19 protein-coding genes are annotated in these 19,053 nt (G+C 46.1%); 15 read left to right on the forward strand and 4 right to left on the reverse strand.

The genetic code is table 11. The features are described from left to right. Positions 1-21: 21 nt before the first annotated feature. The 10 genes from EJ419_RS05505 to EJ419_RS05555 all read left to right on the forward strand — a co-directional run bounded on the left by EJ419_RS05505 (position 22) and on the right by EJ419_RS05555 (position 11,599). Positions 22-1,344: a hypothetical protein gene (locus tag EJ419_RS05505; RefSeq protein WP_131284441.1), complete on the forward strand. Its 1,323-nt coding sequence runs from the start codon at positions 22-24 to the stop codon at positions 1,342-1,344. Between the two features lie 18 nt (positions 1,345-1,362). Then, the gene (locus EJ419_RS05510) at positions 1,363-2,487 is read left to right on the forward strand and encodes an aggregation-promoting factor C-terminal-like domain-containing protein (protein WP_240680348.1); all 1,125 of its coding nucleotides are present in this window, start codon (positions 1,363-1,365) and stop codon (positions 2,485-2,487) included. A gap of 42 nt (positions 2,488-2,529) precedes the next feature. Next, positions 2,530-3,078 (forward strand): hypothetical protein, encoded by a 549-nt coding sequence (locus tag EJ419_RS05515; RefSeq protein ID WP_205668832.1) that lies wholly within the window; start codon positions 2,530-2,532, stop codon positions 3,076-3,078. 199 nt (positions 3,079-3,277) lie between these two features. Beyond that, positions 3,278-3,580: a hypothetical protein gene (locus EJ419_RS05520; RefSeq protein ID WP_165496248.1), complete on the forward strand. Its 303-nt coding sequence runs from the start codon at positions 3,278-3,280 to the stop codon at positions 3,578-3,580. A gap of 138 nt (positions 3,581-3,718) precedes the next feature. After that, positions 3,719-5,152: a hypothetical protein gene (locus EJ419_RS08340; RefSeq protein WP_165496249.1), complete on the forward strand. Its 1,434-nt coding sequence runs from the start codon at positions 3,719-3,721 to the stop codon at positions 5,150-5,152. Between the two features lie 18 nt (positions 5,153-5,170). Continuing rightward, positions 5,171-6,619 (forward strand): SCO6880 family protein, encoded by a 1,449-nt coding sequence (locus EJ419_RS05535; protein ID WP_131284447.1) that lies wholly within the window; start codon positions 5,171-5,173, stop codon positions 6,617-6,619. 115 nt (positions 6,620-6,734) lie between these two features. Further along, on the forward strand, positions 6,735-8,279 hold the full coding sequence (locus EJ419_RS05540; protein WP_240680349.1) for a TraG/VirB4 family ATPase: 1,545 nt from the start codon (positions 6,735-6,737) through the stop codon (positions 8,277-8,279). Between the two features lie 50 nt (positions 8,280-8,329). Continuing rightward, positions 8,330-10,210: a type IV secretory system conjugative DNA transfer family protein gene (locus EJ419_RS05545; protein ID WP_131284449.1), complete on the forward strand. Its 1,881-nt coding sequence runs from the start codon at positions 8,330-8,332 to the stop codon at positions 10,208-10,210. 52 nt (positions 10,211-10,262) lie between these two features. Next, positions 10,263-11,018: a hypothetical protein gene (locus EJ419_RS05550; RefSeq protein WP_131284451.1), complete on the forward strand. Its 756-nt coding sequence runs from the start codon at positions 10,263-10,265 to the stop codon at positions 11,016-11,018. 23 nt (positions 11,019-11,041) lie between these two features. Next, positions 11,042-11,599, forward strand: a complete 558-nt coding sequence (locus EJ419_RS05555) for a hypothetical protein (RefSeq protein WP_131284453.1) — start codon at positions 11,042-11,044, stop codon at positions 11,597-11,599. A gap of 110 nt (positions 11,600-11,709) precedes the next feature. Here the strand turns inward: EJ419_RS05555 and EJ419_RS05560 are convergent, their stop codons facing one another. Together EJ419_RS05560 and EJ419_RS05565 are read right to left on the reverse strand one after the other, a co-directional pair. Beyond that, positions 11,710-12,288 carry an SLATT domain-containing protein gene (locus EJ419_RS05560; RefSeq protein WP_131284455.1) on the reverse strand — a complete coding sequence of 193 codons (579 nt, stop codon included), beginning with the start codon at positions 12,286-12,288 and terminating at the stop codon, positions 11,710-11,712. A gap of 5 nt (positions 12,289-12,293) precedes the next feature. Beyond that, the gene (locus EJ419_RS05565) at positions 12,294-13,112 is read right to left on the reverse strand and encodes an SMODS domain-containing nucleotidyltransferase (protein ID WP_131284457.1); all 819 of its coding nucleotides are present in this window, start codon (positions 13,110-13,112) and stop codon (positions 12,294-12,296) included. A gap of 191 nt (positions 13,113-13,303) precedes the next feature. On the opposite strand from EJ419_RS05565, the gene EJ419_RS05570 reads away from it, so the two are divergent. Genes EJ419_RS05570 through EJ419_RS05585 form a run of 4 tightly spaced genes read left to right on the forward strand, consistent with a single transcriptional unit; the run spans position 13,304 to position 15,234 of the window. Then, positions 13,304-13,489, forward strand: coding sequence for a hypothetical protein (locus tag EJ419_RS05570; RefSeq protein WP_131284459.1), 186 nt, complete (start codon positions 13,304-13,306; stop codon positions 13,487-13,489). Continuing rightward, the gene (locus EJ419_RS05575) at positions 13,486-13,824 is read left to right on the forward strand and encodes a hypothetical protein (RefSeq protein ID WP_131284461.1); all 339 of its coding nucleotides are present in this window, start codon (positions 13,486-13,488) and stop codon (positions 13,822-13,824) included. Before EJ419_RS05570 ends, EJ419_RS05575 begins: the two co-directional genes overlap by 4 nt. Next, positions 13,821-14,879: a hypothetical protein gene (locus EJ419_RS05580; protein WP_131284463.1), complete on the forward strand. Its 1,059-nt coding sequence runs from the start codon at positions 13,821-13,823 to the stop codon at positions 14,877-14,879. Before EJ419_RS05575 ends, EJ419_RS05580 begins: the two co-directional genes overlap by 4 nt. After that, a complete protein-coding gene (locus EJ419_RS05585) occupies positions 14,857-15,234 on the forward strand; it encodes an ASCH domain-containing protein (RefSeq protein ID WP_131284465.1) in 378 nt (125 codons plus the stop codon). The genes EJ419_RS05580 and EJ419_RS05585 overlap by 23 nt, the downstream gene beginning before the upstream one ends. 59 nt (positions 15,235-15,293) lie before the next feature. On the opposite strand, the gene EJ419_RS05590 is transcribed toward EJ419_RS05585, so the two are convergent. Together EJ419_RS05590 and EJ419_RS05595 are read right to left on the reverse strand one after the other, a co-directional pair. Further along, positions 15,294-16,169 carry a helix-turn-helix transcriptional regulator gene (locus tag EJ419_RS05590; RefSeq protein WP_165496250.1) on the reverse strand — a complete coding sequence of 292 codons (876 nt, stop codon included), beginning with the start codon at positions 16,167-16,169 and terminating at the stop codon, positions 15,294-15,296. Between the two features lie 194 nt (positions 16,170-16,363). Further along, positions 16,364-16,975, reverse strand: coding sequence for a CPBP family intramembrane glutamic endopeptidase (locus EJ419_RS05595; protein ID WP_131284469.1), 612 nt, complete (start codon positions 16,973-16,975; stop codon positions 16,364-16,366). 596 nt (positions 16,976-17,571) lie between these two features. Here EJ419_RS05595 and EJ419_RS05600 point away from each other — a divergent pair. Further along, positions 17,572-19,053 (forward strand): Cna B-type domain-containing protein (locus EJ419_RS05600; protein WP_131284471.1); only part of this gene is annotated, 1,482 nt, incomplete at its 3' end.

The raw sequence follows: 19,053 nt of genomic DNA on the forward strand, positions 1-19,053 counted from the left end.
CAGGAAAGGATACAAGGTTTTATGATGACACGTTTAGATGAGTATTTATTTCATGCTGACTATCTGTATCAGCAAGTGACAATGAGTGAGCAGTGGCAGGCATTGACCCGTATGACCAGGTTTATGTATGCGCATGATGCGCCCACCATCCTCACCCTTATAGAAAAACTAGATCATCCCCCGTTTTTAGTGTGTTCACCCATGCAAGCGGCAAGCTACAGTTTGCCACAGAACACGTTGAGCGTGCCGGTGATTGTGCCGAGAATTGTCAGGGTTAAGCGCACACGCGACGATCTTGATATGGTGAGCCCACAGTTTGTTATCGACCAGGACACAGCAGCGAGTGATGATCTCACTTTCACGAGTGTAGGTATTACTGATGGTGAGGGTGAGTATCGGCTTATTACCCGCCTTGAATCATCTACGGATAGGATACCGGTTGTTGTGTTATCCCAGGGCAACCAGCTTACGGTGAGCTTGTCAGCGAAGACGCGTGTGCGCGTGAGTGTTACGCCTGTGGCCATGCCGACTCATAATTATGAGATTCAGGTCGAGTCAAAAACCCACGCCTTAACTGTTCCCGTCAAGACACCATTGGTGGGTGTGGTGAACCCGTATAAAGCTATGGTTCAAACACTGGATATCACTGATGGTGGGGTTATTCCCCTTCAGTATGCTACTGACGGTGCCAGTATTCAAGACTGGGTTGCGATACCCACGTCTTTCCCGGTGGAATCGTTTACCGCGCCTACGGGTGAGGATACAGGGATACGGCTTCGCACTCACGCTCACGATAATCCTGACCCGTCTGTGTATCGTCACTACATGCTGTATCTTGCCACCAGGTTGCGCTCTCTTGTGAATACGCATGACTGGCATACCAGTGCGACCAGTGACGACATGATTGTCGTGTCGGGCAAAAAGTGTTCCCTTCCCCGCCCATCAGAGAATACTGTGGTGAGTTTGGTCACGTTATTGTGTACCCTTATTGCCCACGAGCTGACCGATAATCAGGAGACGATGCTGCGTCTTGCTCACGCCGCATCGTCCATGAGCGCATGCGTTCTGGAGATTCCCACACCACGTGTGGATGCGTATCTGATGGCAGATCCCGCTCGACGTCCTGCAAGCCTTGATGAGCTTGATATTGCGCGTCGTATCATGATCAGTCTTCTTCGTCTTGTTGACCCGTCCTTACTGGGATCAGGACACGGCACAAGCCTCGACTATCCCTTCACCCCACTCCAGCATCCTAGAGTGGACACGCGTTTCCTTGATACAAACACCTACCGCCTCCAGATTAGTGAAGGCGTGATCACGTCTATCAACCCATTAACCCTCTAAAAGGACAAGGAGATTAGTGTGAATTCGAACAAAACAACCCTCAGTATCATTCTCGGGATAGTAGTGTTTCTTATCGCTGCAGCCTTGACCCCGATTGTGCTCACCTCGACGATTTTGAATAAGCGTGTCATGTGTCAAGACTCTACCGGGTCGACTACTAGTGTGGCGGCTGTAGCCGATATTAATCCTGCTACCTATAAACCATCAGAGACAGCTCCCACGGATGTGGCAGAAAAAGCTGCCCAATTCGTGGAAAAAGTCGCATTAGACAACACTCACGGATATTCTCAGGCACGTCGTAACGGTTCACCCGATTACGACTGCTCATCCCTCGTCTATTATTCGATTACGCAAGGCGCCGGTCACGCGTTAACCGCGAAAACGGCGTTTAGCACACATTCCATGTATCAAGTGCTCACGTCCAGCGGATATGAGCATTTCACATGGAGCGGCAAATGGAAAAACGCACCACAAGAGCTCAAACGCGGTGACATTATCGTCAACGCGTCCACCCACACCGAAACCTATCTGGGTGGAGGCTTGTTCGGAGGAGCACGCCATGCTACCCCGAGTGGTATCGAGGACGGGCGTCCCGGCGATCAAGGCACAGGCGGTGATGAAGAAATCGGTATCAGCAAAGCCATCAGCGGTGGGTTGACCGACGTGTACCGGTATACCGGGCAAGAAAACGCCACCCCTACTAACCCTACAGGTGGTAGTGCGGTTACCGCTGCATCTATGACAGGCTGCTCTACTCAAGAGACAGGCAGTGGGGATACGACTGCTGTGTCGGCGATTGTTCCAGAAAACCTTACACACGCTTCTCCCGCGGATGCGCGCGCGTACGCCAAAAGCCTCATGCCCCATTACGGGTGGAACACTGACGACAGCGACTCTGGGGAATTCGGATGCCTCGTATGGTTATGGAATCACGAGTCCGGATGGCGATGGAACGCCGACAACCCCACATCAGACGCGTACGGGATACCCCAAAGTCTTCCCGGCAGCAAAATGGCGTCCGTTGCGTCTGATTGGAAAGACAACGCGGGCACACAGATCGTGTGGGGGTTGACCTATATCAAAGGCCGATATAAAACACCATGCAGCGCGAAAGCATTCTGGCTTTCGCACCACTGGTACTAAAAATCGCTTATCACAAGCACATATGTTAAGGAGAAAAAGATTATGAATTTGAAACCGGATTATTCCTGGGTTCCCTCTGAACTGGGGCAGTTTATTGGTGGTATCCAAGCCATCTGTATTATCCTCATGATTATTGCTACCGTAGCGGGCGTAGCACGATTCGTGTTCGCGAAAGTCACCGCCACGAAAATCGATGACGCCATCGGCGATCGTATCCTTGTCGCAGTGATTATTGGCTGCTTCTTCATCAGCGGATTAGGACAACTGGTCGGTCATGAAATGAAAGTATGGGATGTATCCACCGTATCCACCACGAATGTGGCAGGAAAGGCTGCGGAGTTTAAAATCACTGACCCCCATGAGTCTACGACTCAGGAGTCGCGTCAAGCTCAAGACTCCTACAAGAAAGCAGGAGAAGCCATCACAAAAGGTGACATGGGCGAAGCCATGAAAAACCTGTGGGAAGGACTCAAACACACCGGCAAAACCCTCTGGGACACACCCGGCAACTTCTTCGACGACACAACAAAACATGGGCTCATCGAGGCGTGGAACAATATGATGAATAGATTTAGCGGAAAAGGTAACTAGCTAAGTCTATCTCCCCTTTTCTATTGGGTGTCTTCTGGTCATGGTGACCAGAAGACACCCCTCTTTTATTTTTTTCATCGATATCGATGGAATGTTTATGAGGGTGTCATTACTAGTAGAAACATCATTTAGGATGTTTCCCTTTCTATTGGTTACGTAACAACAACCCCCTTAGTGGGGTGTAAGGAGTAAGAGAACGATGACACCATTCATCTATCGTTTTTTGGCTGAAGGTCCAACCGATGTCAAGCCTGATTACAATTATTTTCCGTTTATGAAGCAGCTTATTAAGATTGCCTCGGGTATTAGCGGTGCTGCTATCTACGTGCTGGTCATCATGGTGATCCTGGGCACGGTCGGTGTGATTATGGGTAAACTCGGCAGCTCTAACATGGCACAGCGTATCGGTTGGGGTATGGTCATCATGGCTCTCATCGGTGCAGCAGTGGTCGCTTCTGCTGGTGGATTGGTCATGTGGGCAACACAGCAACAACTCATCTAACGCACATCGCGTGAGGGGAAACATTTTTTCTTGGGCTCTATTGTTTCCCCTTCACACTTGCTGACTTACTGAGTCTATTTTTTCTTTTGAGAAAAAACATTGAAATAACATTTTTGATTGTAATGGGAGGCAAAACCCATGTTTAATCCAGTAGATCCGTTGGGGTCGCTTGCTAAATGGATTGTTGATGGTGCGGTTGAGGCGTGGAAACAAGCAATGGTGTTAGCCTTGAGCGCGGGCACGATAACATCCGATCAGTGGAAGACGGTGTTCCATGTCGCGAACCGTGTGGCGGGTATTATGGGTGTGATTGCTGTTGGCTTGGGCGCGATTGCTATTGTTCAACAGTCGTTTAAGGGTAGTATGGGTGGCGTTGTTGCAGCGGTGTTTCGTACTATCTTGGCGTGGCCTATCACGTTCGTGTTGATCACGATCACGATTCGTGCTTTAGCGGTCGAGGGACAAGTCACGTCTCGTATTTTACAAGCATCTTTCCCGTCCAATAAGATCGAGTTCACCCTCTCACCTAATGGTTTGACGAGTATTAATCTGTCGTTTGCTTTGATTGTTGCATTACTGATTATTGTGGGCTCGGTGATTATGATTTTGATAATGGTTGCCCGCTCGTTATTGATCATGTTGGGGGTTGCGTTTGCTCCGATTGTCACGATGAGTCAAGGCTGGTCAACGCTACGCCCCGCTCTAACTAAGTGGGGGTCATGGATGACGGGTGTGATTCTTTTTCGCCCTATCGCTGCAGTGATTTTGTATTTGACGGGTAGTTTCGTCCAGAATACGAGCAATGACATGATGAGTTATTACGTGGCTATCGTGGGCATGTTCTTAGCGTCGGCATTTCCGTGGGTGTTGGTCCAGATTGTTGCCAACTCTATCTCTATCGGCGCGGACGGTTTGACAGCGACCGCATCAGCAGGGCAAGCAACCGTGAAAACAACAGCGGACGTGGCTAAAACTGCTGCCGCGGTGGGGTTGGGTGCTCTTGGCGCTGGTGCGGGCGCGGCTATCACGGGCAGTGCTGGAGCATCCACAGGCATGGGCTCATCCGTATCATCGGGGTTGAATACCACGTCTGGTATTACCTCTGCTACCGGTGAAGGTAAATCTTCTCAGGGTAAGAATACTTCTTCTGACAGTGCTGCTGCGGGTAAGGATTCTGCGTCGGATGCTACTCATCTTATTGGTGATTCGGGTCTTGCTACCGGTGCGGGTAGTTTCTTATCGGGATTATCGGGTGTCTTGCATGCTTCAGCGGATACGGGTATCGCTCCATCGGGTGTGTCTCATGCGATGGAGTCTGGTGCGAAAGCCGCAGACATTATCGCGAACGTGACAAACAATACGACTGGTTCTGATTCTAGTGAGTACACGTCGGGTTCGGCGGATGCGCCAACCACAGTGATTAATCAAAATACGACGTCGTCTACTCCTTCGGATGTGACGATTACGACGACTCCACCGGCCGTGGATACGTCGCGTTTTGCTCCACCAGCTTCTGGGGATCAGCATGTCGATGTTGACGTGCACGTCACCGGCAATACGGATAACAATTAGATAAGGAAAGGATAGGTTATGGCAGATCACGCGTCTCATAAGGTCAGTGCTACGTTTAGCCCGGTCTCATCTACGGGAGTGGTGTTGTGGCTTAAACCTCACCAAGTGGCTATTATCGGGGTGATTACCGGCTGGATCCTGTTGGGATTGTTATTCGGAGGCACGATTTTCACGTGGTTTAATTTCACTCTCCTGCTTATCGCACTCCTGTCAGCGGTCAGTGTTAAGGGTCGGAGTTTGATTGAGTTGATACTGATCCAATTGGGTTTTGGTCTTCGTGTGGCCACGGGTCAAACCCGGTGGACCATGAACCCACTAACACGCAACACAACGGTCGGGTTAATTGACTTACCCGGTGCTGCGGGTAAACGCTTGAAACCGTTGGAAGTGGTCAACTCTCATGTAGCGGGTGCCGCATTCGTGTGGGATAAAGAAACCGGGGACGCTACCGCCATCTTACGCGCATTAGGTAAACCGTTCGTGTTCACCACTGTGGCGAAACAGGATGAGCGCGCCCACGCGTTTAGTAGCATGCTCTCCCAACTAGCAGAATATGAGGATGTGGTGCGTTTCACCATCCAATCTCGTTCCTTGATGAGCCCGTTTACTCTGAATGTGGATACGACACATAATGAGTATGCTGTTCAAGAGTTAACGGATATGGTGGCAGAGAATATGCAAAAAATCATGAACCATGATCTGATCATCACGCTGACCGTTAACCCGGATAAGGCACGCGATTCTGTACGCTCCTATGGTGGCGGGGTTGCTGGCGTGTCTGGGTTGCTGCATGAACGGTTGACTCCACTGGTCGCCATGTTGTCTCAAGCAGGGTTATCTGTAGATAACACGGATAAAGTGTATTGGGAAAACACAGCACAAATCCGTGCAATGATGAAACTCATGAGTGATGCCCACGCGTACACGGTCATCAATAGCAATCTCGAATTGGATGATGATGTACCGGTCGCGACCAATTATCGTGAATACACTGATTACATGCACGTAGGCGACACGTACGCGCGGACCTTGTGGATTGATAAATGGCCGTCTGACCCGGTCACTATCGGTTTCCTCCACCATTTAAGTGCAGGCAAGGATGCGCAAATCGTGTTTACTCAAGCGTTCAAACCTACCCCAGAGTCTAAAGCGCGTAAAGCGTTGAACGAACGCAAAAACGAGTTAGAACGCTCCCAACGATTAAACCGGAACATGGGCAGGAACGATGACGCCAGGCTCACGTTAGAAAACCACGAAGTCGACAAACGGTTGATGGAATTGGCCGCGAATAAGGCAGAAGTATCCTTCCAAGGATTCGTTACTATCCTGGCCCCGTCGAAAACAGCGTTAGATGATATTACCCGTCGCATGATCACGGAGATGACGTTTGTGCATTTCGATCGTATGCACGGGCAACAATACGTTGGCTGGCTAAGCGCTCTTCCGCTTGGTCAAGCAGGAAGATAAACATGATTAGTTTGGTGGTGAGATGATGACAACACGAGATATGAGGACCCTTACTCCCCTGACCCTGTCCGAGCAGGAGCTTCACGACAAACCCGTGAGCGAGGGCACAGTCAGTATGCCTACTATTCTGCCTGCCTTGTCGGCTCGACAGTTAGCGTTGCTTGATGTACTCGAAACGACAGACGCTACTGTGGATATCGCACCCAAGGGGCTTACACGCAGGCTTAAGAAAGCACGCAAAACAACCCTCAAGCAGATGGAGACGGATCATAAGATCCTGATGAAAGCGTTACATGAGAAAAAACACGTAACTACGTCTAATGCTGAGTTGGAGCGGGATAAGAATATTCTTCACTCGTTGGGTGTGGGCAGTGGTTTTATGACGCGTGCTAAGAGTACGATCCCGTGGCATTCCACCAGTATTTCCTCCTCAAGCGTCTTGAATCCTATCTTGACGCATGGGTCAAGCCGTTTGTCGGGGCCTCTTCTTGGTGTGGATGCGATTAATGGTGTCCCGTTCCATTACGATGCGTGGGCACCCTATAAGGCGGGTATGGTCACATCCGTGAACGGGATGATTGCGGGCATGATGGGTTCGGGTAAGAGTATGTGTATGAAAACCCTCGCATTGCGCGAAATCTCTTACGGGCGACATGTCATTATTGAGGGTGATCCGAAAACGGAGTGGGCGCGTATCGCTCACACTGTTGGCGGACAGGTCATTAGCGCGGGAAACGGCGCCTACTTGAACCCGTTGGATACGGGTGTTAAACCCGACGCCTACACGGATGATGAATGGAAGCAAGAAGTGATTACTTTACGAGTCAACGCGTTACGTTCTCTCGCGTCTGCTATCCGCCCTGACACTCCCCTAAGCATGGCGGAGCAAGCTACCATAGACTCGCTGACCCGTGTGGTCTCTACCATGTATGAGCAACCTACCATTACTCATATTGTGTCTTTCCTTGACAGTGATCAAGCGCAGGACATGATTGTCAAAGGGTTAAATAAAACCGCGTTAGCAGACACGATTTTGAATCTGATTTTGATTTTTAATCGTATGGTCGATGGCGCCTTGAAAGGTGCATTCGAAAAGACGAGCACAGTGTCTATTGACCCGTCGAAACCACTCATCGTCTTCGACACCGGTAGCATCGATGACACCGATGAGGTGAAAAAGGCTATGTATACGGCAGCAATGAGTGCCGCTATAGACCGGTTATGCTACACGCGAGACGGTATCTTCCGCCTCGTCATCGCGGAAGAAGGATGGAGCCTGTTGTCTAACCCGGAGCTGGTGGTGGGGTGGGATAAACGTATGCGTTTATCCGGTGAATTCGGTGTCTCCAACTGGCTGCTTATCCACGAACTCACTGACCTCGATGCGTTCGCCAACAAAGGCACAGCCTTGAGGCAGATGATTGAGGGGATCCTCACGAAGAGCGAAACCATGATCCTCTATAGACAGTCATCGAACAGTCGCGAAGCTCTCTCGCACCTCATCCCCGACATTACAGCCGAAGAATTGGACGTCATCGATAAGCTCACCCAAGGCGTCGGCTTATGGAGGGTCGGGTCAACCCTACGTCAAGCGGTTCACCCGATCGTGAGCCAATCAGGCTACGACCTGTTTAATACGTCCGCCGGACGTGCCGGATAAGACAGTAACGCTATAAATATTCATACTATTTTTAGAAAGGGAACACATAAATGGATAGTCAGCCTCGTCGTATCGGCATCGATATCACTACACGCACGGAAACTAATAAGGCAGACAAGCAAGCAATACTCGCCTTATGGGATAGGTTTTTATCAACGAATATCGGGTTTTTCCTGTTGGAGCATACGAGTGTTATTCGTACGTTTGCTCGCTCTGAAGCCACGTTTGTTACGTATATCGCGCCCGGAGCTATCAGTTTCCTCATCGGTTTCTTTTTACTGATCATTCGCAATATAATCTTCGGGTTATTATTCCTCATGGCAGGGTTCGCGCTCTTGATTGTGGGTGGTATCCTGTTTTGGGCGTATTTTAAGAGCGAACAACGCTACCGCGATGACCTGATCACCAGGAAAGAACTGTTGAATCAGCATGACGTGGTCGAATACGTCTCCGCGCAAACCCTCTCAGCTGCAGCCGACCACGTACTCCCCGAATTCCGTGCCAACGGGTGGCCAGCTCATCAGCCTATCCCCGCCAGGTGGATGGGAATCAGTATCGGTACCTGTCACGGGGTCAACACGTGGGCATCAAGCGAGCAACCCCTGTATGTGTTAGGTCCAGCGCGTAGTGGTAAAACCACGAGCGTGGTTATCCCGTTGATTATGGAAGCACCCGGAGCAGTCGTCGCCACATCATCCCGACGGGATATTATCGATGCCACCTATAGTTTTAAACGTGACGGGTGGCAGGTGACGAACCGGTATCAAAACACTCCCGCCACAATAAATAACAGCAAACCATTAACAGGACGTGCTGGATCCTGTTACCTGTTTGACCCGATGAATGTCGCAGGAAGCGACAACCCTCATACCGATCCAACCTTGCCTCCGCGGTTGAATTGGAATCCTATCACCTTATGCGCTAACCCAGTGATAGCGCGTGCGTGTGCGGAAACTATGGTGAACACGGTAGGAATTCAAGGCGATAACAAGAGTTGGGCTAACGCCGCCATCGATATCGTCCAAGGACTCCTGTTAGCCGCCGGGTTAGAAAACAAAACATTAACCGACGTGTATGAATGGTCGTCTAATACGCAATCATGTCAAACAGCCGCTAGGATCCTTCGCAACCATCCAGAGAATCCTACAGCAGGCTTGTGGGCGATGCATATCGAACAACTCATCGGCGAAGACACACGTATTAGCAGTAGCAAAATGATAGGAGTGACCGGAGCATTCAGTAGCTTGTCTTTGCAACAGGTGAGGGATGCGGTCACACCTGACCCAACGAGACCTGTATTAAGCGTGGATGAGTTTGTTCAAAGCACGGATACCATTTATCTGCTCTCACCATTGCGCCCCTCCTCAGGGGCAAGTGCTGCGGGGGCGGGTGTGTTCATGACCATGTTCCTGACCCAAGTTAGGGATGCTGCGCGTCGTATCGCTCCTACCAAGCTTGGCGGACGCCTCCAGCCTCCGTTGACCCTGGTGTTGGATGAGATTGCTAATATAGAACCATGGCAAGAACTACCCCAACTCTTTACCGCGGGTACCGGGGAAGGAATCTGGCCATGCGCGTTCTTCCAATCCAGAAAACAAGCAGAAGACGCCTACGGGAAAGCAGAAGGACAAATGTGGGAATCCTCGAACAAACTCATCATGGGCGGTTTAAGCATCGACACCGAACTCAGGGAAATAAGCCTGCTCACCGGGCATAGACTCGTCCAGCACACCGACGACTCCTACAACACCAACGGCAGCCTATTCATGGGAGGATCTACATCAACAAGAAGTGATAAAGTCGCTGTCCTTGAACCCGACGAAGTACGACGCCTACCCTACGGGAACGCACTGAACTTGCATACGTCGCATCGTCCAGGATTTATCCACCTGATCCCCTTCTGGCAACGCGGCTACCAACCCATCCAATAAAATCCCTTTAACCCCTTTAGTCTTTTATAATTTTGTAAGAAGTTGATTTATCATGACACATATCACACAAAAAATTACTACCTGGGCCATAAGCCATAAAATCCTTGCTACCATTGCAGCACTCACTACTATCGCTGTTATCTGGGGTGGATACTTCATCATCCAACACGCCTACACCACCCCCACAATCACAATCCAAGCTTCAGCACAAAAGAAAACCCCACCAAAAACAACCACCCCACACACCGCATTGATGTCCAACACAGACAAACTCCACCAAAAAGCAAGCGAACTCAGCAAACAATGGTCTACAACATTAGCCTCTAAGCCAAGTCCAATACTTACTGATACTATGGCAGACATACTCAATATGGATGTTGCTAAGTCTGCTGCACCTATGGATCAAGTCGATGCTGATCTCAATACTGCCATCCAAGAAGCACTCCACTACAATAAACCACTCACTGACAAAGAACTAGAAGCGCAACTTACTCATTTAATTAATGTAAGTAATAAATATATTAGTCAAATGTATACAGGCGCTAACGCAGTAATGGTTACATATATTGAAGATAAAATCTCATCTGACCCTCATATGATTAACACGATGAAGGAACTCGGCGGTTACCCTCAATCATGCCTTGCCTTAGAAGATTTAGCCAAGCAATTTAATCTCGACACAAGCAAAAAAGACACCCCTGAATTATTTAATTTTATGTCGAATTGGTATCAGAAGTATCAGAAGCAGCATGAACAGTGTATTAGCGATATGACTATTGATCAACAAGTCGCACTACAAGACCGATAAACCATTTATGTAAGGAAACTATTATGGTGTTACTTGACCCTTTTCACTCACCATTACTCGATACTGATCCCGAGTATCGAAGTGTGTTGTACGCACCATTCGACTGGTACAATCCTGACAATGCGGAGTATGTGGAAACACGCATATGGGTAGTTGTTCGTTTCACAGACTGGCTATGCATGGTCAACCCTCAACTTGATGAGAATCTCCCATCCTGCTGGACAAGCCACGCATGGCTCATCCTGACCATGGACGCGTTATACATGAAATACATACAAACCCAGGAGCCCGACCACGACATGCGCGCCCCCTACGAATGGATTACCGCCGTCCAATCAACTATTGATCAGATCCGTTCCTGGGCAAACACCACCAACCACCACGGAGCAAACCCGTGCCCAAACCCCGACGACACCTACAGTGCACACCGCATCCACCGACGCACTACTGAGGAGTCTAACGGGTATAAAACTGACCACAACTACATCTTCCCCACCAACCCACTCACCACGCAAACACTCATCGACCACCTGACTACAAGCCTCACCCTTGAAAACATCGATGAGAATACGGTACACTAAAACACGGAAGAAAAATCCTCATTTTTCTTCTATCCCTCTTAATAAGAGTGTCCTCGACTAAACCCATTAGTCGAGGACACTACTTAATTTAATTTAATTTAATCTGATTATTATCTTTTATCCTGCTGGCATCTTATGAATGTCAGCATTCTTAGTTGGACAGGGAGTAATAAGTCAATTTCTGTATCTGTAAAGTATTGGTATTCTTCATCTTTGAGCATATTTCGAGCAGTTTGGTAGGCTTTATTGTTTGTTCGTGGAGCCTCTTTGTATATCGTGGATAGCTGTTGTATGAGAGTATCTCGTTTTTGACAGATAGTTTTGTCGTCTAGTTCGCGAAAATCAGTGAGGAGAGTTAGATATTTTTCGCGTATTTCCCATAACTCATGTATGGCTTTTTCATGGCGAAGAATGTCCTCCGATAGGTTCGTATCTTTAAAATACAGATTTAAAGCCAATAATAATGCTGTAGTGATACTTGCCGTTACTGTAAGCCAATATTTATTCGTGATCAGATTGGTAAGGACTCCTACGGTTGATATTGACGACAAGATAATTTGAGCAGTCTTTAACCTACTATTCTTGCGTATCGTGTTTGTTAGCATTACTTGTTGAGTTGTATATGTGTAGGTAGCTTTCGCGTAAGATTCGCGAATTTGTCCTAATAATTTGAGGCGATATTCAGTCATAATATTTACTCCTGATTAATAAGCTCTAGTATCTTTTTTAGGGTTTCTATACTTGAGTTTGTATCGACTCTTTGTCCGCTTCCAGGAGCATACCACGTAGAGTAATACCTACTGTTAAGCGTATTACTATTGAATTTTTCTAGTAATTCTTGCTCATAACGTCTGCTAGATTGTATCGAATTGGATGGTTCTGTTGCCCATTGCCAGTCACCTATGTTGTTGTACACGAATGTGTCTATAACTATTCCTGACAGATGGTAACTCGTATAATATTCGTCGCGTATCATACGAATATGCTTACATGTATCAAAAAGTAGTCCGTTGGATGTTTTATTTTTCTCTTTCATTGCGTCTTGTTCCCTTTGAGGGTTGGTGCTTTTCCAATTGCCTCCCATATTTGAATCAGGATATGTATAGGAATTTCTATAAAGTGAGCCACCTTTAAATGCGGGGAGGAGCTCTAACTTCATACCATCAGTAAATTGAACTTTTATTACTTGCCCATCGGCACGTATGTCGGTATAAGGATAAGGAGTTTGTACCGCTTCTTTTACAGCTTGAAGTAATTTTGATTGCTTGTTACCTCTCAGAGAATTATAGTGAATGAGCTCATATTGTGGTAATTCTAATAGAATATCAATATCACTTGTATTAACAGCTGTTCCACGACCGTACGACCCAACATACAAACTATGCGATGTATCACTGGTAATATTCCAGAATTCTCGATTAACGGCTCTCGTAATTGTTTTATACCGTTTCGAAATCAACTGTCTAGTCTCCAAATCAATTATATTTTCATTTTTTGAGACTTGTAGAACCATTATTCCCTCCTAAGCTCTATAAGGAATTTCTAATAATCAACATTATATTTCAGAGGACACTTCGTTTTACGCGTTTTTCTTTAACCTTTTACCATTTTTGATGCATAATACGCATTACTTCTATGAATGTATTATATTGAGTATTTTCTATTTTTCTAGTATTCTAGTTTATTAGAAAATAAGGAGTGTTTATGGTTAATCGCGTGGAGTCTCTTCATCGTTTGCAAAGGGATAAGGATGAGCCTTTGCGACAGTTGAATGTGTTGATTAGTGAGGATAGGCATCGCTTGTTGAAGCAGTATGCGGTGTTGTCTTCCCAATCTATGGCGGATGTTGTCTCTCGTTTGATTGATGAAAACATTAAGGATTCTCGATGAGATTAACTGTTGTTATTTCGGCTAAGATTCAGGACAAGTTTTATGCGGAGATTCAATCTGGTAGGAAACGGTTTGAGGTTCGTTCTGAGGATTTTCAGGACGCTGCATATATCCGTTATATCAGTTCTCTGACTGGTCGACAGTTAGGCGTGTGGAGTATTAATTCGACATTTACTATTTCTTCATCTGATAGATCAGCATTATATTCTCTTACGGCGGTTGATAAGGAATTTACCGATAAGGAATTTCCTGTGTTGCCTGTGAGATTGATTCATGTGGCTCGTTTGGGTAACGAGGTTACTCTTAACGATATATTCCCTAGGGAGGAATCATGAATATGAGTATGGATTCGATCCAGCTTGTTCCTTTTTCATCTGTGAATTTGCAGGATTCATTTTTTGATAGTTTGAGAGATTCATATCCTGGTTTTGATGCGTGGTTTGAGCGTAAAGCTCAAGCTCATCATAAGGCTTATGTTTCTTTTGACAGGAATCATGTTATTGGCTTCTTATATATAAAAGATGAGAACGATATTGATAATACAATTACCCCTCATCTTACCCGTCCACGGTTAAAGATTGGTACTTTTAAGGTTGATTTTAATCATCATTCTGCGTTGGGTAAGCGGCTTCTTGCTATAGCTTTACGTAACTTTGTTCGGGGACACTACGAGTATATGTATGTTACTTTGTTTAATGTTTCTTCCACTCAGGGATTGCAAAATCTTTTGCGTCAGTATGGTTTTGTGTATCAGGCAGAAAAAGGGCAGGAACAGGTCTGGTTCAAACGTACCATGCGAAAATTTGTTAATCCTTATGCCAGCTATCCTTATATTTTCTTGAATCGTGGATATAACAGGTATTTGCCTATTTATCCTGAATATCATCAGCGTATGTTTGCCACGCGTCTAGCAACAGAGAAAAATGTTCCTATTGCAGATGTTATTCCTATAAATTCTATCGAAAAAATATATTTATCAGGTATGCCTATAGTTCAACATTACCGTATGGGTGATCATCTTGTTATTTACCGCACGAAGGATAAGTATTCTCCCGCTTACTTCACTTCGGTGGTTACTGGTGTGTGCACTATTGTTGATGTTAAAAATCTTAGCGATTTTTCTTCTTTTGCTGAGTTCTTATCGTTTATTAAAAATCGCAGTGTCTTCACCGATACAGAATTAGAAGATTTCTGGAATAGTAAAAAATACCCGTATCTCATTGTCATGGTGGAGAATGTTCCTTTTACTACTCCTTATCCGACACGTGAAAAACTTTTAGAGACTGGTCTTTTAACTGATTGTCGCGTACAAGACCAGTCTTTATCTGATGAGCAGTTTCGTTCTTTGCTATCTCTTGGAGGAATTAATGAAGGCTTTATTATCGATTAAACCTGAATATGTTGAGCGTATTTTGTCTGGTGAAAAGACTTTTGAGTTTCGTCGTAAGGTTTTTAAACGTGATGATGTGGATACGCTGGTTATTTATGCATCGTCTCCTGTTCAACGTGTGGTAGCCCAGGCTAAGATTACGCGTATTTTGTCGGATACGCCGGAGAGTATTTGGCAGTTTACTCATGAGTTTGGTGGTATTAATCGGGAGGCGTATTTTCATTATTTTCATGATACGACACTGGCTCATGCTATTGAATTGGCTGATGTTGATTGTTTTGATGAACCATTGCCACTTCGCGAGTATGCGCCTAATTTAACAGTTCCGCCTCAGTCTTTTGCGTATCTCGATTAATATTTGGGGAGAAACACTATTTGGTTTTAAGTGTTTCTCCCCTTTTGTGTATTTTGATTTTATTTGGTGATGATGAGTTCGCTGTGGATTCCGTTGATGCTTATTTGAGTGGTTGCGTCTTCTTGGGAGTAGTCGTTTACTTGTTTCCCGTTGTTTTCGTAGCGGATACTGGTGTCTATTCCTTTCTTTGATGTTGTAAACATGTATTCGTCTGGAACATGAACACGTGTAGTATTGTTGATTTGGTTGATGTCAAGTTTTCCTTCGAAACGGTTGAGTGTTATATCACTGTCGGTTCGGGAATCGATTTCACAGTGTGTTGTCACGTTGTCGAGGGTGACGTATGAGACTGCACCAGTGTATTCAATTTTCTCAGTATCCATGTTACCTAGGGTGAGTTTGTGGCTGGTAGCATGTAATTCTACCTGGTAGATGTAGTTTTGTGGGATTGTGATGATGAGGGTGAGGTCTTTTTTGAGTTGTTCTTTAGACACCTCTTGTGATGTGATAAGGTTGATGTCGAGTCTGTCGCGGGTGTCATCGATGCGTATTTTGCACTGGTTTTCGAGATTGCTGATGGTGTTGGATGCCACGCTTATGGTTAGTTTTTCACTGTCTGTGCTTGTTACATACACGGCGTGTGTATCTGTGAGAGTGATGTCGTAGTGTTTTTTCTCGCGTATATCGTATTGGGTGATACTTTCGAAGAGATATTTTTGTCCGTCTTGGAATGTGTATTCGCTGCTGACGAGTTCGTCGATACTGGTGTTGAATAGGTGGGCTATATTCATGAGGTTATCGATGTCGGGGATTCCTTTGCCTGTTTCCCATTTTGTGATGGCTTGTCTACTCACGTTAAGTTTGATAGCTAGGCTTTCTTGGCTCATGTTATGAGCGGTGCGTAGATCGTAGAGTTTATCGGCAAAATTATTCATAATAGTATACTTCTTTCTATTTATGGTAGAGAGTTTTTCTCTCTGCTTTGTACTGTAGGAGGATGCTCTGGCGCTTAGAATGTACATGAGTACGCGTGTATGCTACGTTTCGTAGCAATCCTTTAGCATGTAAGAATAGACGCTGCCTTATGACTAGGGTCACACATTATGTGATGTGTGACCCTAGTGGTGTTTTAGAGGATGGTGAATGCTGACAGGAGTGCGGCTATAACGTTGGCGGTGGCATGGATGATCCAGCTGAGTAGGATGGATCCGTGAGCGTAGTGTTCGTTGATGTATCCCATGTACCATCCGGCAAATCCTGTCACTATGGTGATAAGCATAGCTTGGAAGGGGTTGAGCTGCAAGATGAAGAACAGGGGTATACCATGCAGGAGTCCGAACAGGGTTGCTTGGATAATATTAGCCATGGTCATACTTGTGATGTGGGTGAGGCGTTTGAGGATGAGGCTTCGGAATATGATTTCTTCCCACCCTGACGTGTTGAGCACTGCGTGCACGATGATGGTAGGAAGAGCTGCCCAGCCGAGGGATTGGTATTGGCTGGTGGCAGTGAGTAATCCAGGTATCATGATGTGAACGAGACTGCCACTGAGAAACAGGATAATCAGGGAGATCATCATGTGGAGTATCGTGTGAGCTCCTCCGGTTATTCGAGTGTAGCCGATCCATGTGGTGAAGTGTTCTTTTTTGTGTGTACTGATCCGCCACCATATTACGGCGATAAGCAGTGCGAGACAGTATTGGATAATTCCTGGGATAAGGGTATGAATAAATAAAGTCATAATAATCATTTTTCCTTGCATTGGTACTGTGTGAGAGGGGTTTTCTGTGTGTACGTCGTAGTACACACAGATGAAATTACATGATATTGTACTCGTAGATTTTTCTCATGGATAGTGGTTACTCCTTTTTTAGCGTGTCGTTTGATGCTTATCATGTGGTTGTGAGAGTGTGGTTTCTCCTGCTAACAGTAGGTTTTTCTAGACTATTCATTGATATCGATGACCGGGGTATGATCACTTCTGGTCACGGTGATCACAAGTTAGGTTTTGACTCTTATAGGGGTGTTTTATTACACTGGAAATATCACAGTATGATTCGGGAAGAGAAAATGATGTCTTTTCTCGTCATACTTTGTTCTACTCATATAGTGAAATGGAAAGGGTTTGCGTTGTTATGCGTAATCTAATATCCCTCAACAGAGAGAGAGAGAGAGAGAGAGAGAGAAGGATTTGATTCTTCTTACCGTTTAGTCTCTGTCCTGTCTCGTGTCAGTATTGCGTGTGTTACTGTTGTTGCGCTTCTTCTCGGGTATTTTGTTTCTGTAGGGTCGGCGTCGGCTGCTGAGATTAATCATAATATTGTTACGTCGGCTTCTGTGGTTGATCAAACCGGGCAGGATAAGTATTCGGGCAGTAATAATAGTATTCGTAATTTGAAGATTAATTTTGCTCTTCCGAATAATGTGATTCATGCGGGTGACACGTCTACTATTAGTCTGCCGGATAGTTTTACTTTTTCGTCTGCTACTCGTTTTAACGTGTACGCGTCGGATAATACCACTCTTGTCGCTCGTGCTGTCATTGACCCGGTGTCTCGCACATTGGTGTTGACGTATACTGATTATCCTGAAACTCATTCGAATGTGACGGGTAGTTTACAGGCAGCGATTAAGATTAACACACAGAAAATTACTCACGAGCAAACGATACCGTTAAGTATCCACGTGGGACAAAACGTGGTGCGTGTGGGCGATTATCATTACACCGGTTTTATTGGCGATAGTCCTACGGAGCGTTTTGCTAAGTGGGGGTGGCGCGCCTCTGATGAGACGAATAATAAGATTCTTCATTACAATCTGCGTGTCAACGCTACCGGTGCGGTTCTCAAGAATGTTCATGTTACAGACCAGTTGCAGAGTGCGGGGATGAGTTATGTGAAAACGAGTTTTCATATTTTCCATGGTCATTGGACGTATAACCCGGCTACGAGTTATTGGGAAATGAATGACCGTCGCGAGGTCACCGATAAGACTGTTTCGTATACGAATAATGATCAGGGTTTTGATATTGATTTAGGCTCTTTGAATACGGATGGGTATCTTATTCGTTATGACGTGGACTTGAATCATGTTCCGGTCAATAATGAATTGTTTAAGAATTATGCTGCGACATGGCATAATGATCACCAGTTGTATCAAGATGGGCAAAATGGGTATATCTGGCAGAGTGCGTCGGGTCAGGCTAACGGATATAACTATACGTTAGTAGTGAAGAAAACAGATGAAACCTCTACCCCACTCAAGGGTGCCTCGTTCCAGATTACGAGGGATCGAAGCGGTCAAATCATTGACACAGTCACCACGAACGATCAGGGTGAGGCAACTGTTACCGGTTTGCTTATGGATGATTACACGATTAGTGAGACCAAAGCACCAGCCGGGTATGATTTTATCGACCCTGTTCATGTTCATGCTGACCAGTTCGATAATACTGCCAAGACTGCGGTTCTTACTGTTCAGGATAAGACGTTAACCACTCAATTGGATGTGGATAAAACATGGGATGATCATGATAACCAGGATGGTATCCGCCCGGATCATGTGAGTGTTCAGTTGTATGCTAATGATCAGCCATCGGGTTCTCCTGTCACGTTGAACGCAGCTAATAATTGGCATCACGCGTTTGTGAATCTTCCTGTCATGAAAAACGGTAAGAGGATTACGTACACGGTCAAAGAAGTCAATGTTCCTGAAGGCTATACGCCAAGTATGAGTATGTCTCAAGCACGTTGTGATTGCGGGTACACGATTACCAATACGCACACACCAGAAGTGACTCGCATCCAGGGTGTGAAAACA

The organism is Alloscardovia theropitheci (genome assembly GCF_004332295.1).
Lineage (GTDB): Bacteria > Actinomycetota > Actinomycetes > Actinomycetales > Bifidobacteriaceae > Alloscardovia > Alloscardovia theropitheci.